The organism is uncultured Veillonella sp. (assembly GCF_934190855.1).
Classification (GTDB): Bacteria; Bacillota; Negativicutes; order Veillonellales; family Veillonellaceae; genus Veillonella.
Window position 1 is genome coordinate 1 of sequence record NZ_CAKPTN010000010.1, and the last position, 22,112, is coordinate 22,112.

A 22,112-nucleotide genomic window follows, 5' to 3' on the forward strand; every position below is an offset into this window, starting at 1 on the left:
GCTCAGTGCCAATGGCGCCACGAGGTGGTTCAGGTAATGGTTCTATGACTTGCAATTTACCTTCTAAGGTATTAAACAAGGCATCAATATCTGTTTTTCGTTCAGGCTTAAAATCTACGCCCATCGGCCCATGATACGTAATAAGCCGGCTATATCGGTTGATAGCCATGTGAAGAGCTGTACAATCACTATAGCCAATAAAAGCCTTACGATGTTTGCGAATGGCTGTATAGTCTAATTGTTCTAAATAGCGCATCGTACCATACCCACCACGCAAAGCTAGTACCGCATCACAAGGGGCTGTAGTCATCATATATTGAAACTCTCCGGCTTGCTCCTCAGGAGTACCACCATAGATTCCCTTACGATGTACACTATCACTCCAAAGTACCTTATATCCTTTTGAGTTACAAATTTCTTCTATTTTATGTAAATCTTCATCGCTTGCACTGGCAGGTGCCATAACACCAATGGTCATGCCCGGTGCTAAACGTTTTGGTTCAATCCAGTTCATATATCCTCATAAAATACAACAAAAGACGTACACATAGTGTACGTCTTAAGTGTATCTTATTTGTATGCTTTTTTAAAGTCAACAAGACCTAATGTAGTCCAGAAATAATTTTGAATTGTTCCATTCGTTACATACGGTTGTGTTGTGAAGTACAACGGCATTACAAGAGATTCATCAAAAATCATCTTTTCTGCTTCATGCATCAATGCGTCACGAGCTGCACCATTTGGCGTTGTACGAATGCGTGCAATCAATTCATTGTACTCATCACTATGGTACTGACCATCGTTGTCTTCAGCAGAGAATACTTCTAAGAAGTTTTGCGGATCGCTATAGTCAGCAACCCAAGAAGCGCGAGCTACTTGGTATTTGCCAGCTTCACGGTCTGCCAAGAATACCTTTGTCTCTTGATTTTGTAAGCGTACATCTGCGCCAAATGCATTTACCCATGCATCTTGAATCGCTTCGGCAATGGATTTATGTAATTCGCTTGTATTATACAAAATCGTAATTTGAGGCAATGGATGGTTCTTATCGTAACCAGCCTTTTTCAAGATTTCCTTAGCTTGTTCTACGTCTTCGTAAACTAAATAACTACCGGCTTCACGGAAGTCTTCACGACCATTGCTTTCAAGCATGCCGTACGGTACAAAGGCATAGGCTGCCTCTTTACCACCGCGAACGATATTGTTAACGATGTTAGCACGGTTGATAACCATGGAAAATGCTTTACGTACAGCTGGGTCCGTGAAAGGCTCTGCTTTTACGTTAAATACATAGTAATAGTTGCCAAGCATAGGGCCGATATGTAATAGACCAGCCTCTTCTAAACGTTTTTGATCAGCTACTGGAGGCTCAACAGTCATATCAGCTTCGCCACCTTCAACTAAAGTGAGACGCGTACTTTGAGACTCACTGATAGGCCAGTTCATCTTCTCTGTTTTCACAGATTCTGCGTCCCAATAGTTAGGATTCTTAATAAAATCCATTTCCCCATTATGCTTCCAAGACAACAAACGGTATGGACCATTAGATACCATAGTTTCTGCATTAGCGGCCCAGTTTTCATGAGCATCTACAGCTTTTTTGCTCACCGGATAGAAACTATGAGACGCTAGTAATTTTAAGAAATAGGCTGTTGGATTTTCTAAGGTAACTACCAATGTATCGTCATCGATAGCCTTAACGCCAACATCTTCTGCTTGGGCATCGCCACTATTGAAGGCTTCGCCATTTTTTAATACATATAACATATATGCATTGTCCGCATGGACTTCAGGGTCTAATACGCGTTTCCAAGCGTATTCAAAATCATGAGCCGTTAAAGGCTCTCCATTAGACCATTTCAAATTAGGTCGTAAATGGAAGGTATACTCGCGACCATCATCGGAGATTTCCCATTTTTTTGCAAGTGCTGCTTCTGGTTCACTTTCATCATTAAGACGAACTAGACCATCAAATAGTTGAAGTTGAACCGTAGCCTCCGGAGAGGTAGTAGACTTTGCGGGATCCAATGTGGATGGTTCCTGCTCAATAACATAACGGATTGTATGCTCGTCGATTGGTTGAACACCGCGAGGGTAACCAAATACAAACAAGAGCACACTCACCCCTAGAGCAAGGACCATGAGTTTTAAAAAATTTCGTTTATCCATCATGGCAATGCTTCCTCTACAAATTCTTTCATGATGCGCCCAACTTGAGCGCCTAACTCTTTACCGCGGTCATTATCAATATCGCTCATCAACAAGATAAAGCAGAAATGACCTCTTAACGTTTCTAACACGCCCCCATCATGCTCTACGCGATCCAGGGAACCTGTTTTATGGTGAAAGCGTATGCCTTCGCCCCAGTAAAATGGCAAGATATCACGGAATTGTTGGCGTCCTAAAATATTCCACATCTCACGGCCATACGCGTCTTTATCACGATATTCAAAAATGTGTTTATAAAGACGAGCTAAGGCCATAGCAGTCATACGATTATCTCGGCCCTCAGCTAACGCATCAAAGTCCATCATCATACGATTTAGTTCGATTTCATCAACACCGAGTTTCTCTGCACGAGCATTGATATTTTCCATACCAAGTGCGGTGATGAGCAAATTCGTCGCAATATTATCGCTGAGCACCATCATGAGACGGCATAACTCAAGATACGTAAAGCTATGTTTAGCTACAAGCTCTTGCAGTGCCCCTCCACCTTCAACGCGTGGGGTTTTAGATAAAGGTACCGTATCATTAAGGTCCAACTGCTCAGTGCGAGCTAAATGAAAGACATATTCCATGATAAGCACCTTGATCAAACTCGCACTAGAATGAACTGTATTTTCACCTCTAGATGCGATAAGTGTCGGTTCTTCTTCATCATCAAATTGCAATACTACATAGGATATATTCCCTGTAGGTGCCAACTCATTGATAACCGTATCAAGTTGATTTTCCAAGGACTTGCCAACAATTAGTTTTTCCATACTATTCTCCCATTATATGTGCCAGCATGCGATGCGGCGATCAGCCCAATCGCGAAGCGGTGGACGCTCTGTAAAGCAACGACCTTCCGCTTCTGGGCATCGACCACTAAACAAACAGCCTTTTGGCGGATCTAGTGGATTTGGTGGGTCTCCTTTTAGAGGGGCCCCAATTGGTGCATGTGGCATAACTGGGCCATTTAAGGCCGTCAAGGCACGGGTGTACGGATGTTGTGGGAATTCATACAAGTCCAATGCTGGACCTTCTTCCATAACAGCACCCAAGTACATAACAACCATGCGATGACTAATGTAGCGCACCATGTTTAAATCATGAGAAATAAAGAGGTACGAAATGCCATGCTCGGCTTGCAAACGTTCAAGCAATGTCATAATCTGCACTTGAATCGATACATCTAGTGCAGAAATCGGTTCATCACAGATGATACATTGGGGCTGCATAATTAAAGCCCGTGCAATACCGATACGCTGGCGTTGACCGCCAGATAATTCATGAGCATAACGCTCACCAAAGGACATATTTAATCCAACTTGGTCGAGCACCTCTTTGACGCGAATAACGCGATCACGAGGTGTATACTTTGGATCTAACTCTAAAGGTTCCTCTAAAATAGCATTGACCGTAAGTCGTGGATTTAAGGATGCATAAGGATTTTGGAATACCATTTGCATCACTGGATGAACAGCTTGTCTATCTACATAAGGATCAATGTGGCGACCATTCATATAAATAGAGCCAGATGTAGCTTGATGTAACCCCATCAAGGTGTAACCAAAAGTAGATTTACCACATCCAGACTCACCTACGATACCAAGGGTTTCCCCTGGTGATTGATATAGGCTCACGCCTTGTACAGCGTGTACCGTGTGTTTTGGCTTAAACAAGCCGCCTGACAGGGTGAACTCTTTAACGAGATTGTCAGTTTCCCATACGTAACTCATTAAAGTCCCTCCAACTTCGCTAACCAACATGTAAATTGATGATTCTCACCAACATTTGTAACCGTAGGAATCCGATTACCACAAATGCGCATAGCCCACTTACAACGCGGGTTAAATGCACATCCGCGAGGCAAATCAAATAAATCTGGCGGTTGACCTTCAACGGCTTTGAGTTCACCATGCCATTTACCTTGTGGCAATGCTAGTAATAAGCCCAAGGTATAGGGATGACGAGGTTCGTTAAAGATGCCTTCTACCGTAGCAGACTCAACACATTTACCTGCATACATAACCATAACGCGGTCACAAATTTGAGCGATAACGCGTAAGTTGTGAGAAATAAAGATAATACCAATTCCAGCCTCTACGGCTAATGTTTGCATAAGGCGCAAAATTTGTGCCTCTGTAGTAATATCAAGTGCTGTAGTAGGCTCATCACAAATCAAAATCTTTGGACGACCTGCTACAGCCATGGCGATACATACGCGTTGGCGCATACCGCCACTCAACTCGTGAGGATATTGAGACAAACGTCTTTCCGGTGTAGAAAGTCCCATTTTCTTCAATAAGTCGATGGCAATAGCTCTTTCATCGTAATCTTCACCGTAAGCATTAGTACGATGGATAACCTCATACATTTGCTCCCCAATCGTCATGATTGGATTTAAAGAGGTCATCGGATCCTGGAATACCATGGCAACTGTAGTACCACGAAGTTCATTCCAATCTTCTTCAGTAAAGTCTATACAATCATGACCATCAATCATGAATTTGTCCGCTTTAATTTTAGTCTTACCATAAGGCAACAAACCCATTAAGGAATTCACCAAAACAGATTTACCACAACCAGATTCACCTACAATTCCTAAAATCTCACCAGGTTGTAAGGAAATATCTTGATTGCGAATTACTCGTAATGGACCTTGAAAGGTTTCGATGGTAATGGATGCATTGCGCACATCAACAATTGCGTTATTCATTATCTATCTCCTTCCTTAGGGTCTAATACATTGCGTAAGCCGTCGCCAAAGAATGCGAAACCAAGCATGGTAACGCTAATGGCAACAGCAGGGAAAATCAATTGGAATGGATAAGAGCGCATGCTACTAATCCCTTCAGAAGCTAGTACACCCCAGCTTGCCATCGGTGCATTTACACCTAGACCGATAAAGCTAAGGAATGCTTCTGTAAAAATAGCCTCTGGAATGGCCAATGTTAAAGTAATAATAATTGGCCCCACACAGTTCGGTAAAATATGGCGCAATAAAATGCGATGCTTTGGAATACCCATGGCCTCTGCAGCGATGATGTATTCTTCGTTTTTAACTTTCAAAATTTGGCTACGTACGATACGGGCCATGTTGAGCCAGTACGCGATGCCTAATGCTACGAAAATAGATGTAAGGCCTGGACCTAGTACAACCATTAGCAAAATTACGTATAACAAGAGTGGAATACCGTACAAAACGTCTACGATGCCCATCATGATACGGTCAACCTTGCCACCCATGTAACCTGCAATACCACCATAAGCAACGCCGATTACGAGGTTGATGAAAGCCGCGACAAAACCAATAGTTAAGGAAATGCGAGCACCATACATAACGCGCGTATAAATATCGCGGCCTAATGTATCAGTACCAAACCAATGACTAAAGCTTGGACTTTGGTTCGCATCGATCAAGGATTGATCCGCATAGGTATAAGGTGAAGTTAGGGGGCCTAAAATAGCCAACACAATCATCACAAAAATGATGCTTGCCCCGACTACAGCCAAGCGATTTACCTTGAATCGCTCCCATTTACTAGGGCGTTTAATAAAACTAGTCAGTTCTTCTTGAGGGGCCCGTTCAATAGGTAAAAAATCTTCCTTATTCATCTGTCCCCTCCTCTGTTGTCACACGTGGATCGATTAATGGATAAATCATGTCCACTAAAATATTAAGAAATACGACTAACGCACTATAGAAAATCGTAATGCCCAAAATAACAGTATAATCACGGTTATAAATAGATGTTACAAAATATTGGCCTAGGCCTGGAATGGCAAAAATAGTTTCTACGATAAAGCTACCGGTTAAGAGGCTCGCTGCCAATGGGCCTAAGTACGTAATAACTGGTAAAATCGCATTGCCTAGCGCATGGCGAGTCAAAATAGTCCAAGAATCTAACCCTTTTGCCCGAGCTGTACGAATATACTCTTGTTGATATACATCAAGCAAGCCACTACGTGTCAAACGAGCAATAAAGGCCATCGGTTGTGCCGCCAATGTTAAAACGGGCAACACCATATAAGATGGACCGCGCCATAAAGCTACGGGGAACCATCCAAGCTCAAAGCCCACTACATATACAAGAACAGCACCGATAATGAATGTAGGCACTGAAATACCCAGTGTAGATAATACAGTTACAGCATAGTCAACAATACTATTTGGTCGCATGGCACTGATAGCCCCAGCAGTAATACCGCCCACTACTGCTACCATTAACGATAACAAGCCTAGCTGAGCAGAGATGGGGAATGCATCACTAATAATATCATTCACACTACGACCTTCATACTTAAATGATGGCCCCAAATCGCCGGTAATAACACCACCTAAATAATCTCCATACTGCTTCCATACAGGATCATCAAGATGATACTTTGCTTCGATACTTGCTTTCACCTGAGGTGGCAATTTCTTTTCAGTTGTAAAAGGTCCCCCCGGAATTGCATGCATTAATGCAAATGTTACGGTAATGATGACCCATAAGATTATGATTGCGCCACCTAGGCGTCGAAATACATACCTTGTCATTTCACTATCCTCCATTAAAAGTCTATCCGTTTTATTATACTACAATATGAAGTTAATTTCATGAATAACATCATTACATTTACAGAAAGCCGTACATAACGTACAATAAAATATATAATTAATTGGAGGTGTCTATGACAGCAGTACCTAGAGTATTAACAATTCAAGATATGAGCTCAATCGGGCGTTGTGCCCTAACCGTTATGATTCCCATCATCAGTGCTATGCGCTGCCAAGCGGTACCTTTGGCTACAGCCGTTTTGAGCAATCACTTGGAGTATCCACATTATGAGTTTGTAGATTTATCGGCTCATATGAGAGATTTCATGGACTGCTGGGATAAGAACGAAATCGACTTCCACGCTATTGTAAGTGGTTTCTTGGCATCCCCTGAACAAATCCACCTTGTAGAGGAAGCAATAGACCGCTTTGGCAACAATGGACAAATGGTCATCGTCGACCCAGCCATGGCTGACGACGGTCGCCTTTACTCTATCTACACACCTGATATGGTAGTGGCTATGCGCCAACTCGTATCCAAAGCTCATATTGTGAAACCCAACTATACAGAGGCTTGCTTCTTATTAGATATTCCATTTTCTACAGATCCTATTAGTGATGATGAATTACGTGACCGTTGTAAACAATTACATCACATGGGGCCTGATATGGTTATTATGACAAGTGTTCCATCGGAAACACATGCGGTCATCGCCGTCTATGATGGTCCTACAGACTTTTTAAAAACTTACTCTATACCTCTCGTCCCTGTGAAAGCAACAGGAACCGGAGATATTTTCACTGCTGTATTATCAGGTGCAGTAATGAGGGGATATTCACCTTATGATGCGGCAGAACTGGCAATGAATTTTACTACTAAAGCCATTCAGGCTACGGTAGATACTGTAAAATCAATGAAACATGGTGTAGCATTTGAGTTAGTCTTGCCAGAATTAACTCAACTATAAGCTATATATAAAGGGGAACTTATGGATTTACTCTATGTTGTATTACGAACACTGCTCATATGTGCCATCGGTTTGCTCATCGCATTCCAAGGGCGCCGCATGGGCTTATCGATTTTTAACCTGACGGGACGGTTAAATCGACTACAATTTATCATATGCTTTATTGCTTTGATGATCTTATTCCACATCGTTCACTATATCGATGATTTATTCTTGGACTTTGTTGTCTCTTTACCAGCATACTGGTTTACAAGAGTTATTATTTGGATTTTACTAGCTGCCCTATTCCCATTATCTTGCATTTTATTTGGTCGTCGTATTCACGATATCGGTTTTAATGCATGGGCAGGGATTCTCTGGTCGGTCATTATGATCTTCATTAACACCTACTCTGCTGTATCTCCATTCAACTACATGCTTGAGCTCTTCATATGGCTCATTGGTTTCTTATTCTGGGTATTACCGGGCCAACCAGAACCGAATCAATATGGTAATCCACCATTTATGCCTGTCAATCGACCAACCTATGAATCGATGCAACAGCCTAAAACGGAAATAGAACGGGAAATTAGAAAAACAGTCCGTAAACGTCGTAAAAAGCGATAAGAAAATTTGATCATGAAATCGAAAAAACGTATCTCAAAAGAGATACGTTTTTTCTTTCTTATTTTGTTAAGATCATTTAGTTCATAATCAACATTAACTCAATTAATGTACAACCAATATAGGCGATGATAAACTTAACCTTTTGTTTACGGGCTCTATCATCATCGGCAATCTTAAGTCGATTAGCGAGGAATCGCTTGTCCCGAATTTGTAACAACAAATGTTTAATTCGCTCTTGGCTTTCATTAGCAGTACACTCATCACAATCAGAGGTCAGCGTTGCCTGCTGCATGAAGATGCGACGATGGAGCTTGCGCATTTGAATCTTAATATTATTATGTACAAACGCACTTTGCCACTGTTTACGAGAATCAAAGTACATGTACAAATACCGCGGAATATTCATAACTAGGAAGGAAATGATAAAAATCCCTAGGGAAATTAAGAAGTACGTGGAGAATGAGAACTCCAACGTTTCCGTCGGCAAGTAATGGTGTAAGATAATAAAGGTAATCCATACACCGATTGGCAATAAGAGAACCGCCGCAATATCGATAGAACGTAACCAACTAGTGCGAGTCGGCACATCTGGTACCGTAAAGGTATCTACTGGATCATGGAATGCATAGTAATCAAGTTGTAATACAGATTGGCTAGTACGAGGGTTCCCCAAAAGAACCGGTCCATTACTACCAATATGGCGTTCCGGTAATGGTATAAATTTCTTAACTTGTGTATTCGGTAATAGGTCAAATTGGATAATGCCTTTTTTCTCAAAGCGTACAGTAGAACCCTTTTCACCTAATGCGATAGGATTAAAGAATACGCCAAATAAGCTGAGGCACCAATTGCCTACTAAATGTAAGAGGGAGTTTAAAATAAACCCACCTGTATCTATATTATTTGTATCGAGACGAATCGCAAAGGATGATGAGTAATCATCAAACCATAGATCCTCTAAGGTGAATTCCACATTAATCACATTCCCCCATTTGGTAATAATGGATAGGAATATTTGGTTATTTGGTTCAAACTCAAATGTTACAGCGTAAAAGAACCAATGGTTACGAAGAGCGGCACGCAACATGCGATTGACGGTGTCTTCTTCTATATATAGCAAGCGATGGTCAAATAAATCTTCTTCTAAAGGAGCCTTTTCTACAATAGGTTCCTTATTTATCGCCGCTTCACGATCAGATAATGCTTCATCCACCAAAGCTCTTAATTTGGTGAAAATTTTAGTCATAACCCCTCCAAGGGTAAGAAAAATAGCTTTCGACATAAAAATTATACCATATATTGCATGATTTATCGATAAAAGACTCTCACATATACTATTAAATATCGGCATACATAAAGCCCCTTTTGCATAGCAAAAGGGGCTTTATTACTGTAGTTTAATATACTCCCTATCATAATTTAATAATTATAATAGATGCTTTTAATGATATTAATTTTTATTGAATACTTGCCATAGATAGATAGCAATATTCGTAGAAGCGTCCACGCATTGCAATGAGTTCTTCATAGGTGCCATCTTCTACAATTTCACCTTTATCCATAAATAATATGCGATCCATTTGCTCTAAACCTTCTAATTGATGCGTAATATATAAGCAGGTTCTTCCTTCTACATAGTGCATCAAATCGCGATGCAAAGCTTTTCGAGTTACTTGATCTAAGCCTTCTAGTGGTTCATCTAATAAAACAATTTGAGGGTTCCGCAAAAATAATCGTGCTAACGCCACACGTTGACGTTCACCACCACTTAAGCCATGACCACCACTACCAACAATCGTATGTATACCATTGGATAGCTTATCTACGACAGTTCGCAATGATGCACGATTGATAGCTTCTTCTAACTCTTCAGCTGTTGCTTCAGGTCTAGCAAGGCGAATGTTATCGCCAAAGGATGCATGGAAAATATAAGTATCTTGCGTAATAGTCCCTAATGCATTACGCCAAGTATCAATAGAAATATCCTTTAATTCTACATCCCCCACATGGATGGAGCCGTTATAATCATATAGTCGTTCTAGCATATTAAATAATGTAGTCTTACCGGAACCGCTAGCCCCCACGATGGCAATCGATTGTCCTTGTTTAATATCCAGTCTGAGATTTTCGTAGATGGTATGGCCCTTATCATAGCCAAAGGATACATTTGTAAAAGTAATATCTCCATTTGGGTTAAACGGCCTAGGCTCTAATGGTTCCACAACTGGTAATGGCTCATTTGCAAGTGCTATAAGACGGCTGGTAGCTACTTTACTTTCAGCACCGTGATGAACAGCTGCAATCATCGGTTGTAACGCTTCAAACCAAGCCTGCGTCCCAATAGCAGCCACCGCCACCATTACACTAGCCCACGCCCCTGTTAATGCATTAGCAGCCATAATTGCTACGACTACAACAGTCAACTGAACGCCACCAAGGAATAATGTATTTCCTAAGTTCATACCCCGATCAATAGTTCCTTTATGACTATCAACATGTCTCATCATATGTTGAATTCGTTCATATACAAGACTTTCATTGCCATAGCTAATAACATCTTCAAGGCTATCCATAGTATCGCTTAACAGTGCTTTATAGTCCCCTTGTTGAGGTCCAATAGCACGTAGAGATTGCCTATTATGGGCGTAAACAACTAATGGCAATACTAATCCTAAAACAACAGCAGCCAATATAATTGGCATTACCAAGCTATCATCAATCGTAGATGCACCATAAGCAACTAATGCAGTTAAAGCAACGGCTGCTACAGGTGGAATCAGGGTTCGCAAGTAAAAGAATTGTAATACCTCTATATCCCCCATAATGCGACCGAGCATATCACCGGCACCAAAGCGTTTTAGAATAGCTGGTGCTAATGGCTCTAAATGTGCATAGAACCACAGACGCAAACCATAGAGGCCTTGGAATGCCATACGATGCGATGTGTAGCGCTCAAAGTAGCGACACACTGCACGACTAACACCAAAAAATCGAACCCCAACGATGGCAAGACTTAAATAAGTAAGACCTGGTTGTAACGCGGCCGATGCTAATAACCAAGATGAAACCGTTAGCAAACCAACATTCATAAAGACCGTTAGGAATGTAAATAGTAACGCCAACACTAAGGACCACTTAGCTGGACTTAGAACAGAGAATAATAACTTCCAACCTTGTAACCCCATGGTAGAGCTATTCACAGCCTGTTTATCATACGTAGAAGATTTTGTTACCGCATCAGAAATACTTTCTGGTATCTGAGCAGCATTAACACTCTCCTGTTTCTTAGTATCATTAATACGCTCCTGTTTCTGAGCCTCATCAGTAACATCTATAGGTTTCACAGTCGAAAGTTTACCAGCTTTCAACTCTTCTTCTATAGCAAAAGAGAATTGTCCTAATCCAGACGTCACGAGGTCTTTAAAATAACCATCTACAGCAACTAGCTCTTCATAAGAGCCTTGTTGAATAATGACACCTTGTTTTAAAACATATAGTTTAGAAGCCCAGTGCATCGTTTGTAAGCGATGCCCAATAATGATGACAATCTTATCCTGCATCAATCGTTGAATAGCTGTACTGATGATAGATTCCGTTTTTACATCTAAATGGGCCGTAACTTCATCGAGAATCAGCACCTGCCCCTTTCGCAAGAAAGCACGTGCCAAGGCAACCCGTTGACGCTCACCACCACTAAGACCTAAGCCACCTTCGCCGATAACCGCATCAAGGCCTTCAGCATGACGATTAATAACATCTAGGAGATGTACCTCTTTACAAGCAGCAAGAATCTCTTCATCCTTTACATCCATGCCAAAGGATAATACTTCACGCAAGGTGCCTTTCATAATATGTGGATGTTGAGATACATAGGTAATTTGTTGACGCCACCAATCAATATCAAGATCACATACATCATGACCATCTACTGTCACTGTACCACGTGGCGCTTGCAAGAACCCACCTACAATATGTGCAATAGTAGACTTGCCGGCCCCACTTTCACCAACGAGCATAATAGGTGCATTACGTCTAGCCTCAAGCGTTATATTCCGAACTCCATTATCACTATTCTTATAGGTAAAAGTTAAATCTTTAATTTCAATCTGTTCTACAGAACCATCTAATTTTATGGCCCCACCAACAGGTAAGGATGGTTCACGATTCATAAAGTCTTCGTATTTTAGAATTGAAGTTTTACCCGCCATACCCGTGTGGAAAGCAGCGCCCAACTGTCTAAAAGGTGTATAAAACTCCGGTGCTAAGAGCAAAATAAAGAACGCCGGGAAGAAGCCTATTTCACCATCTAGCAAGGTTAAGCCTAAATATACTGCAATCAAGGCCGTACTAATGGTGCTTACTAATTCCAACACTAATGCCGATAAGAACGCTACGCGCAATACTTTTAACGTAGAATCCTTAAACTCCTCAGATAAGCGACCAATAACTTTAATTTGATCCTTTGCACGACCAAATAGTTTTAATGTCGTGATCCCTTGTAACACATCGAGAAAATGGCCCGATAAAAAGCTCATCCGTTCCCATTGTTCTTTATTCAATCGATCAGCTTGCTTGCCGATTAAAATCATAAAGAATGGAATCAATGGCACCGTAACAATTAAGATAATCCCGATAATCGGTAGTGCATCTACGATAGCAATCCCCATAATAAGAGGAATCATAATGGCGTATAAGATTTGAGGAATATAGCGAGCTACATATGCATCGACTTGTTCCAAACCATCTGTAAGCAAATGAATGACATCACCGTGACGCTCCTTATGTTGTACACCAAGCTTAAACATATGCTCTAAGGCATGCTCTCTAAAAGATGCTTTCACAGCACTACCCAAACGATTTGCTACAGCCTCTTGTATATAATGAGCCAACAATCGCACAATAATGGCAATACCCAAATAGATGATGGTATTTATCTCATCCGCTAAGGTATGCTCTAAAAATATAAAATTATTAATTAAGGTTCCAAAGAACCAGGCTTGCCCAACAATAGACAGACTCTCTACTAAGCAGGTTAAACCTAATAGTATTAGCTGTCCTTTATGTTCTAGCAACGCTTTGAAAGCGGTACGCTGTATCATATTATCCCCTATGGTAAATCTAATAAAATATATAAAATCAAATAAATTTAAACACCACTACCCAACCTTACTTTACGTAAGCTTAGACAAAAATACACTGAGTTAGCCAAATTGAATTTGTATGAATCCAAGTGAATCTAAATTTATCAATATTATATTCATCTTACCACAAAAAAGAGGCGTGCCGCTACGGCACGCCTCACATTGAGACCTAATTTTTACAACTCACCAGAGTCATAAAGCTATTCTATTAATAGTGTAAGTCTTTTTCTGTTACACGATGACGGAATGTCCAGTATACCCAGATTTGGTAAGCCAATATGATTGGCACAAATATAAAGGCTACACAAGTCATCAATGTCAATGTGTAAGTAGAGTTACTTGCATTTGTAATCGTTAAGCTCCACTCAGGATTCAAGGAAGAAACCATGATGCGAGGGAACAAACCAGCAAAGTAAGCAGCCGTTACAGAGATAACGGATAAGGAGCTAAATACAAAGCCCCATTTTGTATTACGAGTACGTGCTGCACCCCAAGAAATGAGGAAGAACACGATTGCCAACGCGAAGCAAACAATTGCCAATACAGAGTTGAACAAATCTGTAAATACATACGTTGCACCTACCAATGCTAATGCACCGATAGCTGTAGGAACACCTACTACCAAGGAAGCTGCGCGAGCACGTTCAGAAACAGCACCAGCAGTTTTGATAGAAGTGAACAAACCACCGTGGTATGTAAATACCAAGATGAAAGCGATGCCACAAAGCACGGTGTATGGGCTTAACAAATCAAAGAATGTGCCTACATACGTCATGCTTGCATCGATTGGCGTACCTTGGATCAAGTTACCAACAGTAACGCCCCACAATAATGCAGGAATCAAGGATCCAAAGAAGATGCAGTAGTCGAAAGTTTTACGCCATAACAAGTTAGGGCTTTTGGAGCGGAACTCGAATGCTACGCCACGCATGATAAGCGCTGCAAGCATCAAGAATAACGCCAAGTAGAAACCACTGAACAATGTAGCATATACATGAGGGAAGGATGCGAATAATGCACCACCTGCAGTAATCATCCATACCTCGTTACCGTCCCATACAGGACCTAAGGCATTGATCATTTGACGACGTTCAACGTCAGTTTTACCGATGAATGGTAACAAAATACCAGTACCATAGTCAAAACCTTCTAATAAGAAGAAGCCAGCGAATAGTACAGTAATTAAGATAAACCATACCACTTCAAGGTTATTAAAAATTAATTCCATAATCTCGCCTCCTCTTTTTCAACTACATCGTGAGATGGGTTGCCATCTGGACCTTTTTTAATGTGTTCTACAGCAAGGTAGATAGCCGCGATAGCTGCTACGATGTACACAAGTGTAAAGCCGATGATTGTAGTCATAATTTCTGGAGCTGTAACGGATTTAGAAGCACCGTCTGCAGTCAATTGTAAGCCATATACAAGCCATGGTTGACGGCCTGCTTCAGCAACAAACCAACCAGTGGAATGAGCAATGAATGGTAATGGCAACATCCAGAACATAATTTTCAAGAATGTGCGATTTTCAACAAGTTTGTCTTTTGCATTAAGGATAAGACCTACGAATGCAACAAGTAACATAAGGGAACCAGCTGCAACCATGATACGGAATGTCCAGAAGATTGCTGGAACGTCTGGAATATAGTTACCAGGACCGTATTGAGCTTCAGCTTTAGCTTGAAGATCTTTGATACCTTCTACTTTACCAGAAGTGAAGGAGTTTTGAGTCAAGAAGGACAAGCCACCAGGAATTTCAAGAGAGCTTGTGTTCTTTTGAGCCTTAGTATCGATGTTAGCCACTAAAGAGAATGGAGCTGGGTCTTGTGTTTCCCACAAAGCTTCCATAGCAGCCATTTTCATAGGTTGTACTTTTGTAATATATTGGCCTTGGTGATGACCTGCCATTGCACCTAAAGTACCGAATACAAGGGCAATAACCATACCCCATTTAGCAGAACGACGGTAGAAATCTGTCGCATTATTACGTAATAAGTGCCATGCACTGATTGCCATAATGATTACGCCTGCTGTTAATAGACCATTCAACACAATATGGAAGAATTGGCCAGGTACATAGCCATTTTGAACAATTGTCAGGAAGTTTTCCATCTCTGCACGGCCATTACGCAATACAAAGCCTACAGGATGTTGCATGAAGGAGTTCGCTACGAGAATCCAGAACGCAGATAGGTTTGTACCTAATGCTACCAACGTAGCTACGAGGGCGTGAACGCTTTTATTTAAACGGTCCCAACCGAAGATCCAAACACCCATGAAAGTAGATTCCAAGAAAAATGCCATTAATGCTTCAAGGGCCAATGGAGCGCCGAAAATGTCACCCATAAAACGAGAATATTCTGCCCAGTTCATACCAAAATGGAATTCCTGAACGATACCAGTTACCACACCCATGGCAAAGTTAATTAGGAACAATTTGCCCCAGAATTTTGCCATTTTTTTGTACACTTCTTTACCTGTAGACACATATGTCCACTCTAAGATAGCGACAATCACTGTCATGCCTAGTGTGAACGGCACAAACAACCAGTGATAGATAGATGTTAGCGCAAATTGTAATCGAGCTAAATCTACAGCTTCAAACATGTGTTTTCCTCCTTAGAATAAAAAACTTACATCACTTGACGAGCTTTTACAAAAAACCTTGTATCATTGCGCTTGTAAAAATGGTAATGACTCAGTCCCAATAATCTGTTCACGTTGAGCAAGGATTTTAAAGTTAACCCCTTTCAACTGATTAATCAATTGGTGTTGAATCGTTCCCATTGCTTCATTGATAGCACAATGCCCCTTACAAGATTTAGAGCAAGAACCTGCATCATATAAACACCGTTGTAAATACGCATCCCCTTCTACCGCTCTAATTACATCGAGCAATGAAATCTCTTGAGGGTCTCGATTGAGGGCAAACCCACCATCTACACCACGGAAGGATTTCATAATCCCCGCTGCAATGAGACTACGCATAATCTTGAGCAAAAATCGTTCTGGAATCAATTCCCGCTCAGCCAATACAGCACCCGTTATCTTCGTTCCCGATGGTAACAGCGCCATATGTAAGACCATGCGAAATGCATAATCCGTGGCCTGATTTAACTTCATAAGGTCTCCTTTCTCGTGCACTCGGACAAACGTATTACTAAATCTAGTATAATCGAAATAAAACAATACTGCAATGGTATTGTTTTATCTATTGAGAATTAACATATATAGGTTTTAAGCTTATTAACTAGGTGTTATCTGAATATTTTTATATTCTAAATATATTCTTATGAAAGCTATTATCAAAAAAGACTGCCCACGAATGGGCAGTCTAAATATATTATTTTGTGATTTCTCGAACAAGGTGAGCCATTTCAGGAATGATGAGTTTACTCATAGCCAATGTCACAGCACCTACAGAACCAGGGACGGAGAACATCAATGTATTATTGTTCACCCCAGCCTCTGCACGAGAAGCCATCGCTTTTGTACCAATATCTTCTGTGTAGGAAAGATATCTAAATATTTCACCAAAGCCAGGAATATGCTTTTCATACAAGCTATTTACAGCCTCAATTGTCACATCGCGCATAGCAATCCCTGTGCCCCCAGTGGAGATGATCACATCAATAGATTCATCATTACACCATGGAATCATGGCATTTCTAATAGAATCATAATCATCAATAACAATTTTACGTTCTGCCACAATATGATTGGCTTGCTCTAAAAACTCTTGAACCTTATTGCCACCTTTATCAGTTTCTAATGTACGAGTATCAGAAACAGTTAATACTGCAACACGTAATGGTCTAGCTACAACTTCGTAAGACATAATTCCTCCTAAAATAAAGGCAAAATAGATGCCAAGGTTGGCCATCCGTGATCGCGTAATGTATCACGCAATGCCCAAGAATACTTAATAAGCGGTGCGCAATGTAAACGCAACCAGAAAGATAAATATGGTGCATCACCTTGGAATATGGCTAATCGATCTAAGGCATAGAGATTATCCCCAGGCTTAACGGTACCTGGTTGAACGGTGAAAGCCATCTTATAACCAGATTCTTTTGTAACATACTGAACGAGCATATCGTTAAAACCACCTGGATAGGCTAAATAAACAATAGGCTCCCCTAAAATACCTTCCATAGATGTTTTACCACCAAGGATTGCATCCGGTAATTCTGTTGGGTCCATATGCGTTAATATTTTATGGTGGTTCGTATGACCTTGAATGTCAAAGCCAGCTGCCTCCATTTGACGCATTTGTTCCGTACTAACAAAACCAGGTGTATTAGCCGCATCGCTAATCATAAACAAGGTAGCCTTCATATTGTATTCCTTTAATATAGGTAAGGCATGTTTATAATTATCTACATACCCATCATCAAAGGTGATTACAATTGGCTTATCCGGTAATTCTGTACCATTTTGCAAATAGTCATATAGCTGATCCAAGGTAATCGTGTTGTACCCATGATTATGAAGATATTCCATCTGCTCCTTAAACTGATCTACATGCAGTGTTAAGGCAGAATGCTTTTCATCATTTATCTGGTGATAATTTAATACCGGTACACCATATAATTTATAATCAGCAGATAATCCCCACATAACCCCAATGGAGACTGCTAATATTGCAATACATACAATAATGACATATAACAACTTTTTAATACAGCACTTGCCATATTTATACATATAAAACAATCACTCCCATCTAATTACATACACAATGAGAATACCATAAATATATGGGTATTATCAACAAAATCCCTCACAAGATTATCATAGAAATCTATGAAATATCTTATGAGGGATTTGTAAGTTTATGGGCAGATTAACTGTATTGAATCTTAATCTTAAGCTTAAGCATAATTAATTATGCTTAATATCTAGAATTGAATGCAATAATTTTTGTGCATATTCACTTTTTGCTTCACTAATTTGTGCGACAGGCAAGATTTCCTCTACTACACCTTTATACAGGAATAGTACGCGATCACAAAGATATGTAACAGATGGCAAATCATGAGTGATAAAGACATAGGTAAAGCCATACATAGCTTTAATTTCCTTTAATAAGTCCATGATTTGCACCTGTGTATGTGCATCGAGAGAGCTAATAGCCTCATCGAAGAGAATAATCTGCGGTTTTACTGCAATAGCTCTAGCAATACAAACACGTTGTAGCTGACCGCCAGACAATTGGTGTGGATAACGATATAAGAAGTCTTCGTTAAGACCAACTAGTTCTAATAGTTTAATACATTCTGCATTAACATCAATAGTTTCCCCTGTACGACGTTTCAATACAATAAAAGATTCATTGATAATATCCCGTACTGTAAAGCGTGTATTAACAGAGGTCGTATAATCTTGGAATACTACAGCTAATGTACCGGGCGCTAAAGATTCTTTACTATTGTATAAATCTAAACCATCGATTTCCATAGAGCCTTTAAATGGTTTTAACAAGGAGCACATGACACGGCCTAACGTACTTTTACCACTGCCGGACTCACCAAGGATTCCGAGGCACTCCCCTTTTTCTACGGTAAAGCTCACATCGTGAAGGATTTGTTGATACTCTTTTCTAAAGATAAAATTGCCTTGCTCTTTTGGGAAATGCACGCATACATTATTTGCTTTTATCATCGTGCACCTCCTTCAGCTAATACAGATTTATAATGATCTGCAACGGCCAATTTCTTTTCAATCAATAATTTTGTATATGGATCTTTAGGGTTCTTCAAGATTTCACTGAAAGGACCTCGATCTACAAGCTTCCCTTTGTTAAGTACAATAATCTCATCCGCAATGTGGGAGATAACACTTACATCATGAGTAATAAAGAGCATCCCTACGTTGCTTTCAGCCTTAATACGTTGGAACTCTTTAATAATTTCATATTGCGTAATGCTATCGATCGCCGTTGTTGGCTCATCACAAATGAGTAAGCGAGGATTCATACTCATAGCGATACCAATCATAACGCGCTGTAACATGCCACCAGATAATTGATGAGGGAATTTTTGTAATACCCCTTCTGGATCATGAATACGCATCTTCTCTAAAATCTTGATAGCCTCTGCTTTGTATTGATCACGAGGATAAATGCCATGAGCATCAAAGGTTTCATAGATTTGATTCCCAATCTTATACAAAGGATCAAAGCAGGTCATAGGGTTTTGGAGAATCATGCCAATAGCAGAACCTCTCAATGTGCGAAGTTCCCCATCCCCCATCTGCAATAAATCGTTGCCTTCAAAGGTAGCACTACCAGAAATTTTAAAGTCTCGATTTAAAAGCCCTAAGATAGCCTTTGTCGTCATACTTTTACCAGAACCAGACTCACCTAAAATCCCTAGGCATTTACCTGCCTTCACAGAGAAGGATACATCCTCTAAAATTTGTTTACTCACCTTCGGTTGTTCAAAGGTAATATGAAGGTTCTTAACATCTAAGATTATATGACTCACGATTGAACCTCCTTCGGATCTAACGCATCACGAATCGCATCGCCTAATAGATTGAAGGCAGATACGAGAACTACGATGGACACACCTGGCGCAATCATTTGCATAGGATTTACAGTCAATACATTTTTCGCCTCATTCAACATAGCCCCCCACTCAGGTAATGGCGCTTGAATACCAAGACCTAGGAAGGATAATGTAGAAATGTTGATAATCGTCCAACCTACATCAAGACTAGCAAGCACTGCCATTTCAGAAGCAATGCTAGGCAACAAGTGACGACCTAAAATGTAAGACTCTTTGCTACCGATACAGCGGGAATACAAAATAAAGTTACGATCGCGATACTTCATTACATTAGTACGAATCATACGCGCATACCATGCCCATTTAATAATAACGTTGGCAATAATAATATTTTGTACATCTACACCAAGCAAAGCAATAACAGCAAAGATCATGATTTGGCTTGGGAAGGATAACATCATATCTACGACGCGCATGATAACTTCGTCTACGATACCTCTAAAGTAACCGGATAGAAGGCCCATAATAGCACCCAGGCTAATTGTGGCTAACATAGTTAATAGAGATAAGAACAAAGTTGGACGAATGCCGTAAATCAAACGAGATAAAATATCGCGCCCTAAGTGATCAGTGCCTAACGGATGATCCAAGGAATACGGGGCAAACTTAATTAAAATATCATTCGCATAAGGGTCATGAGGAGCAATCCAAGGTGCGAATATGCCGATTAAAGCAATAATCCCCACAAAGGACAGTAGACCTACGACCATTTTGCTGCGCATTAATAAGGCAATCATAGGTTACTCCTCTCTCAAACGTGGATCCACAATATGTTGGATAATATCAAATAGTAAATTAAATACAACAAACAAGAAACCAATAAATAATACATAGGTTTGAATAATTGGATAGTCGCGGTTAAAGATAGAGCTAATACATAGCTGTCCTAACCCTGGCCAAGCAAATACGTTTTCTACAACGATAGTACCTGCAATCAATTGAGGAATACTCATACCGATAGCAACGATACAGGTATGTAAGGAATTCTTCAAAATATGTTTTGTTAAAATGATATGACGCTTCACACCACGCACAGTTGCGTAAGTAACGAAATCCTCCTTCATCGTTTCTAGCATGTTATTGCGAATCAAACGAATATAGGTAGAAATATAGGTGAGGCTAACTGTGAAAGCCGGTAAAATTAAGTGCTTCCACGTTGCACTACCACTGGTAGGTAATAAATCTAGCTTGATACTTACCACCCAAATCAAAAGCAAACCAATCCAGTATGCCGGCATGGATGTAGTAATAAATACAAAGCCACGCATAATACGGTCAAACCAACCATCCTTGTATACGGCACAGAAGAAACCAATTGGTAAACTTAAGCCAATAACAAAAATGAGAGATGTTAAGGACAATACCAATGTGGCAGGTAAAGAACGCTCAAATTCGCTCAATACAGTGCGTGTGGGGTTAACGTAACTAACACCAAAGTCTAGTTGCAAGCAGCTTACAAGCCAATGCCAATAACGAACTAAAAACGGTTCATCCAAACCAAGCTCAGATCGAACTTGAGCTACAATCTCTGGTGTAATAACAGGGGTTTGACGAACTCGTAAAGCTACCTCTGCTGGATCAGAAGGTATCAAATTGATAAATACAAAGCATACAAAGGAAATTGCTAACATCAAAGGAATAGCAGTCAATGTACGCCGTACAATATAGCCAATCATATAAACTCCTTTACATGTGAATTAGGCTATTGTAGAAAACTACAATAGCCTAATATAAGCTCTAACTGTATCTATATAAGGAAACTAAAGATATTACTATCAAAAGAACTTCCTCAACAATTCTACGGGTAAGATTATTTACTTAAAGACATATCTTTGAATGGCACTTCATATTGTGTTGGCATGAAGTGTACACCTTGAACACGGCTATTATAGATAGCTTTATTAGTTTCATAGGTCAATGGAATGTAAACAGCATCTTCATGGAGACGAGTTAATACGAATTTATACAAGTCTTTACGTTTTGTTTCATCCGTAGACGTTAAGATTTCTGTAATAGCTGCATCGATTTCAGCTTTATCAGATAAGCCTTGTTGAGCTGCAAAGTCACCATATAC

General features: G+C 40.2%; 20 protein-coding genes and 1 pseudogene. 2 read left to right on the top strand and 19 right to left on the bottom strand.

Annotated elements, in window-relative coordinates:
* The 7 genes from Q0F90_RS01315 to Q0F90_RS01345 form a co-directional block, all read right to left on the bottom strand.
* Window positions 1-514: LD-carboxypeptidase (locus Q0F90_RS01315; protein WP_296002498.1), on the bottom strand; the 514-nt coding region annotated here is incomplete at its 3' end.
* A gap of 56 nt (window positions 515-570) precedes the next feature.
* Window positions 571-2,172, bottom strand: coding sequence for a peptide ABC transporter substrate-binding protein (locus Q0F90_RS01320; protein WP_296002503.1), 1,602 nt, complete (start codon window positions 2,170-2,172; stop codon window positions 571-573).
* On the bottom strand, window positions 2,169-2,987 hold the full coding sequence (locus Q0F90_RS01325) for a serine hydrolase (protein WP_296002506.1): 819 nt from the start codon (window positions 2,985-2,987) through the stop codon (window positions 2,169-2,171). The genes Q0F90_RS01320 and Q0F90_RS01325 overlap by 4 nt, the downstream gene beginning before the upstream one ends.
* Window positions 2,988-2,999: 12 nt before the next feature.
* Window positions 3,000-3,947: an ABC transporter ATP-binding protein gene (locus Q0F90_RS01330; RefSeq protein ID WP_296002509.1), complete on the bottom strand. Its 948-nt coding sequence runs from the start codon at window positions 3,945-3,947 to the stop codon at window positions 3,000-3,002.
* The gene (locus Q0F90_RS01335; protein ID WP_296002514.1) at window positions 3,947-4,927 is read right to left on the bottom strand and encodes an ABC transporter ATP-binding protein; all 981 of its coding nucleotides are present in this window, start codon (window positions 4,925-4,927) and stop codon (window positions 3,947-3,949) included. The genes Q0F90_RS01330 and Q0F90_RS01335 overlap by 1 nt, the downstream gene beginning before the upstream one ends.
* Entirely contained in the window at window positions 4,927-5,826 is a 900-nt protein-coding gene (locus Q0F90_RS01340) for an ABC transporter permease (RefSeq protein WP_296002520.1), read from the bottom strand. Before Q0F90_RS01340 ends, Q0F90_RS01335 begins: the two co-directional genes overlap by 1 nt.
* Entirely contained in the window at window positions 5,819-6,751 is a 933-nt protein-coding gene (locus tag Q0F90_RS01345; RefSeq protein WP_296002523.1) for an ABC transporter permease, read from the bottom strand. Before Q0F90_RS01345 ends, Q0F90_RS01340 begins: the two co-directional genes overlap by 8 nt.
* A 134-nt stretch (window positions 6,752-6,885) precedes the next feature.
* Between Q0F90_RS01345 and Q0F90_RS01350 the strand changes: the two genes are divergently transcribed.
* Together Q0F90_RS01350 and Q0F90_RS01355 are read left to right on the top strand one after the other, a co-directional pair.
* Window positions 6,886-7,719 (top strand): pyridoxamine kinase, encoded by an 834-nt coding sequence (locus Q0F90_RS01350; RefSeq protein WP_296002526.1) that lies wholly within the window; start codon window positions 6,886-6,888, stop codon window positions 7,717-7,719.
* 21 nt (window positions 7,720-7,740) lie between these two features.
* Complete coding sequence (locus tag Q0F90_RS01355) at window positions 7,741-8,325, top strand: DUF805 domain-containing protein (protein ID WP_296002529.1); 585 nt, start codon at window positions 7,741-7,743, stop codon at window positions 8,323-8,325.
* A gap of 76 nt (window positions 8,326-8,401) precedes the next feature.
* Here the strand turns inward: Q0F90_RS01355 and Q0F90_RS01360 are convergent, their stop codons facing one another.
* The 12 genes and pseudogenes from Q0F90_RS01360 to Q0F90_RS01415 all read right to left on the bottom strand — a co-directional run.
* The gene (locus tag Q0F90_RS01360) at window positions 8,402-9,571 is read right to left on the bottom strand and encodes a hypothetical protein (RefSeq protein ID WP_296002532.1); all 1,170 of its coding nucleotides are present in this window, start codon (window positions 9,569-9,571) and stop codon (window positions 8,402-8,404) included.
* A gap of 211 nt (window positions 9,572-9,782) precedes the next feature.
* Complete coding sequence (cydD, locus tag Q0F90_RS01365) at window positions 9,783-13,424, bottom strand: thiol reductant ABC exporter subunit CydD (protein WP_296002534.1); 3,642 nt, start codon at window positions 13,422-13,424, stop codon at window positions 9,783-9,785.
* A gap of 250 nt (window positions 13,425-13,674) precedes the next feature.
* Window positions 13,675-14,694, bottom strand: coding sequence for a cytochrome d ubiquinol oxidase subunit II (gene cydB, locus Q0F90_RS01370; RefSeq protein WP_296002537.1), 1,020 nt, complete (start codon window positions 14,692-14,694; stop codon window positions 13,675-13,677).
* Complete coding sequence (locus Q0F90_RS01375) at window positions 14,685-16,073, bottom strand: cytochrome ubiquinol oxidase subunit I (protein WP_296002541.1); 1,389 nt, start codon at window positions 16,071-16,073, stop codon at window positions 14,685-14,687. Before Q0F90_RS01375 ends, cydB begins: the two co-directional genes overlap by 10 nt.
* Before the next feature lie 63 nt (window positions 16,074-16,136).
* Complete coding sequence (locus Q0F90_RS01380; protein WP_296002544.1) at window positions 16,137-16,589, bottom strand: Rrf2 family transcriptional regulator; 453 nt, start codon at window positions 16,587-16,589, stop codon at window positions 16,137-16,139.
* A 220-nt stretch (window positions 16,590-16,809) separates the two neighbouring features.
* Window positions 16,810-17,304, bottom strand: coding sequence for a molybdenum cofactor biosynthesis protein B (locus Q0F90_RS01385; RefSeq protein WP_009352619.1), 495 nt, complete (start codon window positions 17,302-17,304; stop codon window positions 16,810-16,812).
* Window positions 17,305-17,312: 8 nt separating this feature from the next.
* On the bottom strand, window positions 17,313-18,173 hold the full coding sequence (locus tag Q0F90_RS01390; RefSeq protein ID WP_296002550.1) for a polysaccharide deacetylase family protein: 861 nt from the start codon (window positions 18,171-18,173) through the stop codon (window positions 17,313-17,315).
* 177 nt (window positions 18,174-18,350) lie between these two features.
* On the bottom strand, window positions 18,351-19,130 hold the full coding sequence (locus Q0F90_RS01395) for an ABC transporter ATP-binding protein (protein WP_296002554.1): 780 nt from the start codon (window positions 19,128-19,130) through the stop codon (window positions 18,351-18,353).
* Window positions 19,127-19,954 (bottom strand): ABC transporter ATP-binding protein, encoded by an 828-nt coding sequence (locus Q0F90_RS01400; RefSeq protein ID WP_296002556.1) that lies wholly within the window; start codon window positions 19,952-19,954, stop codon window positions 19,127-19,129. The genes Q0F90_RS01395 and Q0F90_RS01400 overlap by 4 nt, the downstream gene beginning before the upstream one ends.
* Window positions 19,951-20,775 (bottom strand): nickel/cobalt ABC transporter permease, encoded by an 825-nt coding sequence (opp1C, locus tag Q0F90_RS01405; protein WP_296002559.1) that lies wholly within the window; start codon window positions 20,773-20,775, stop codon window positions 19,951-19,953. The genes Q0F90_RS01400 and opp1C overlap by 4 nt, the downstream gene beginning before the upstream one ends.
* Window positions 20,776-20,778: 3 nt before the next feature.
* Window positions 20,779-21,714 carry a nickel/cobalt ABC transporter permease gene (gene opp1B, locus Q0F90_RS01410; protein ID WP_296002566.1) on the bottom strand — a complete coding sequence of 312 codons (936 nt, stop codon included), beginning with the start codon at window positions 21,712-21,714 and terminating at the stop codon, window positions 20,779-20,781.
* A 134-nt stretch (window positions 21,715-21,848) separates the two neighbouring features.
* Window positions 21,849-22,112 (bottom strand): annotated as a pseudogene (locus tag Q0F90_RS01415) (nickel ABC transporter, nickel/metallophore periplasmic binding protein); the annotation flags it as partial.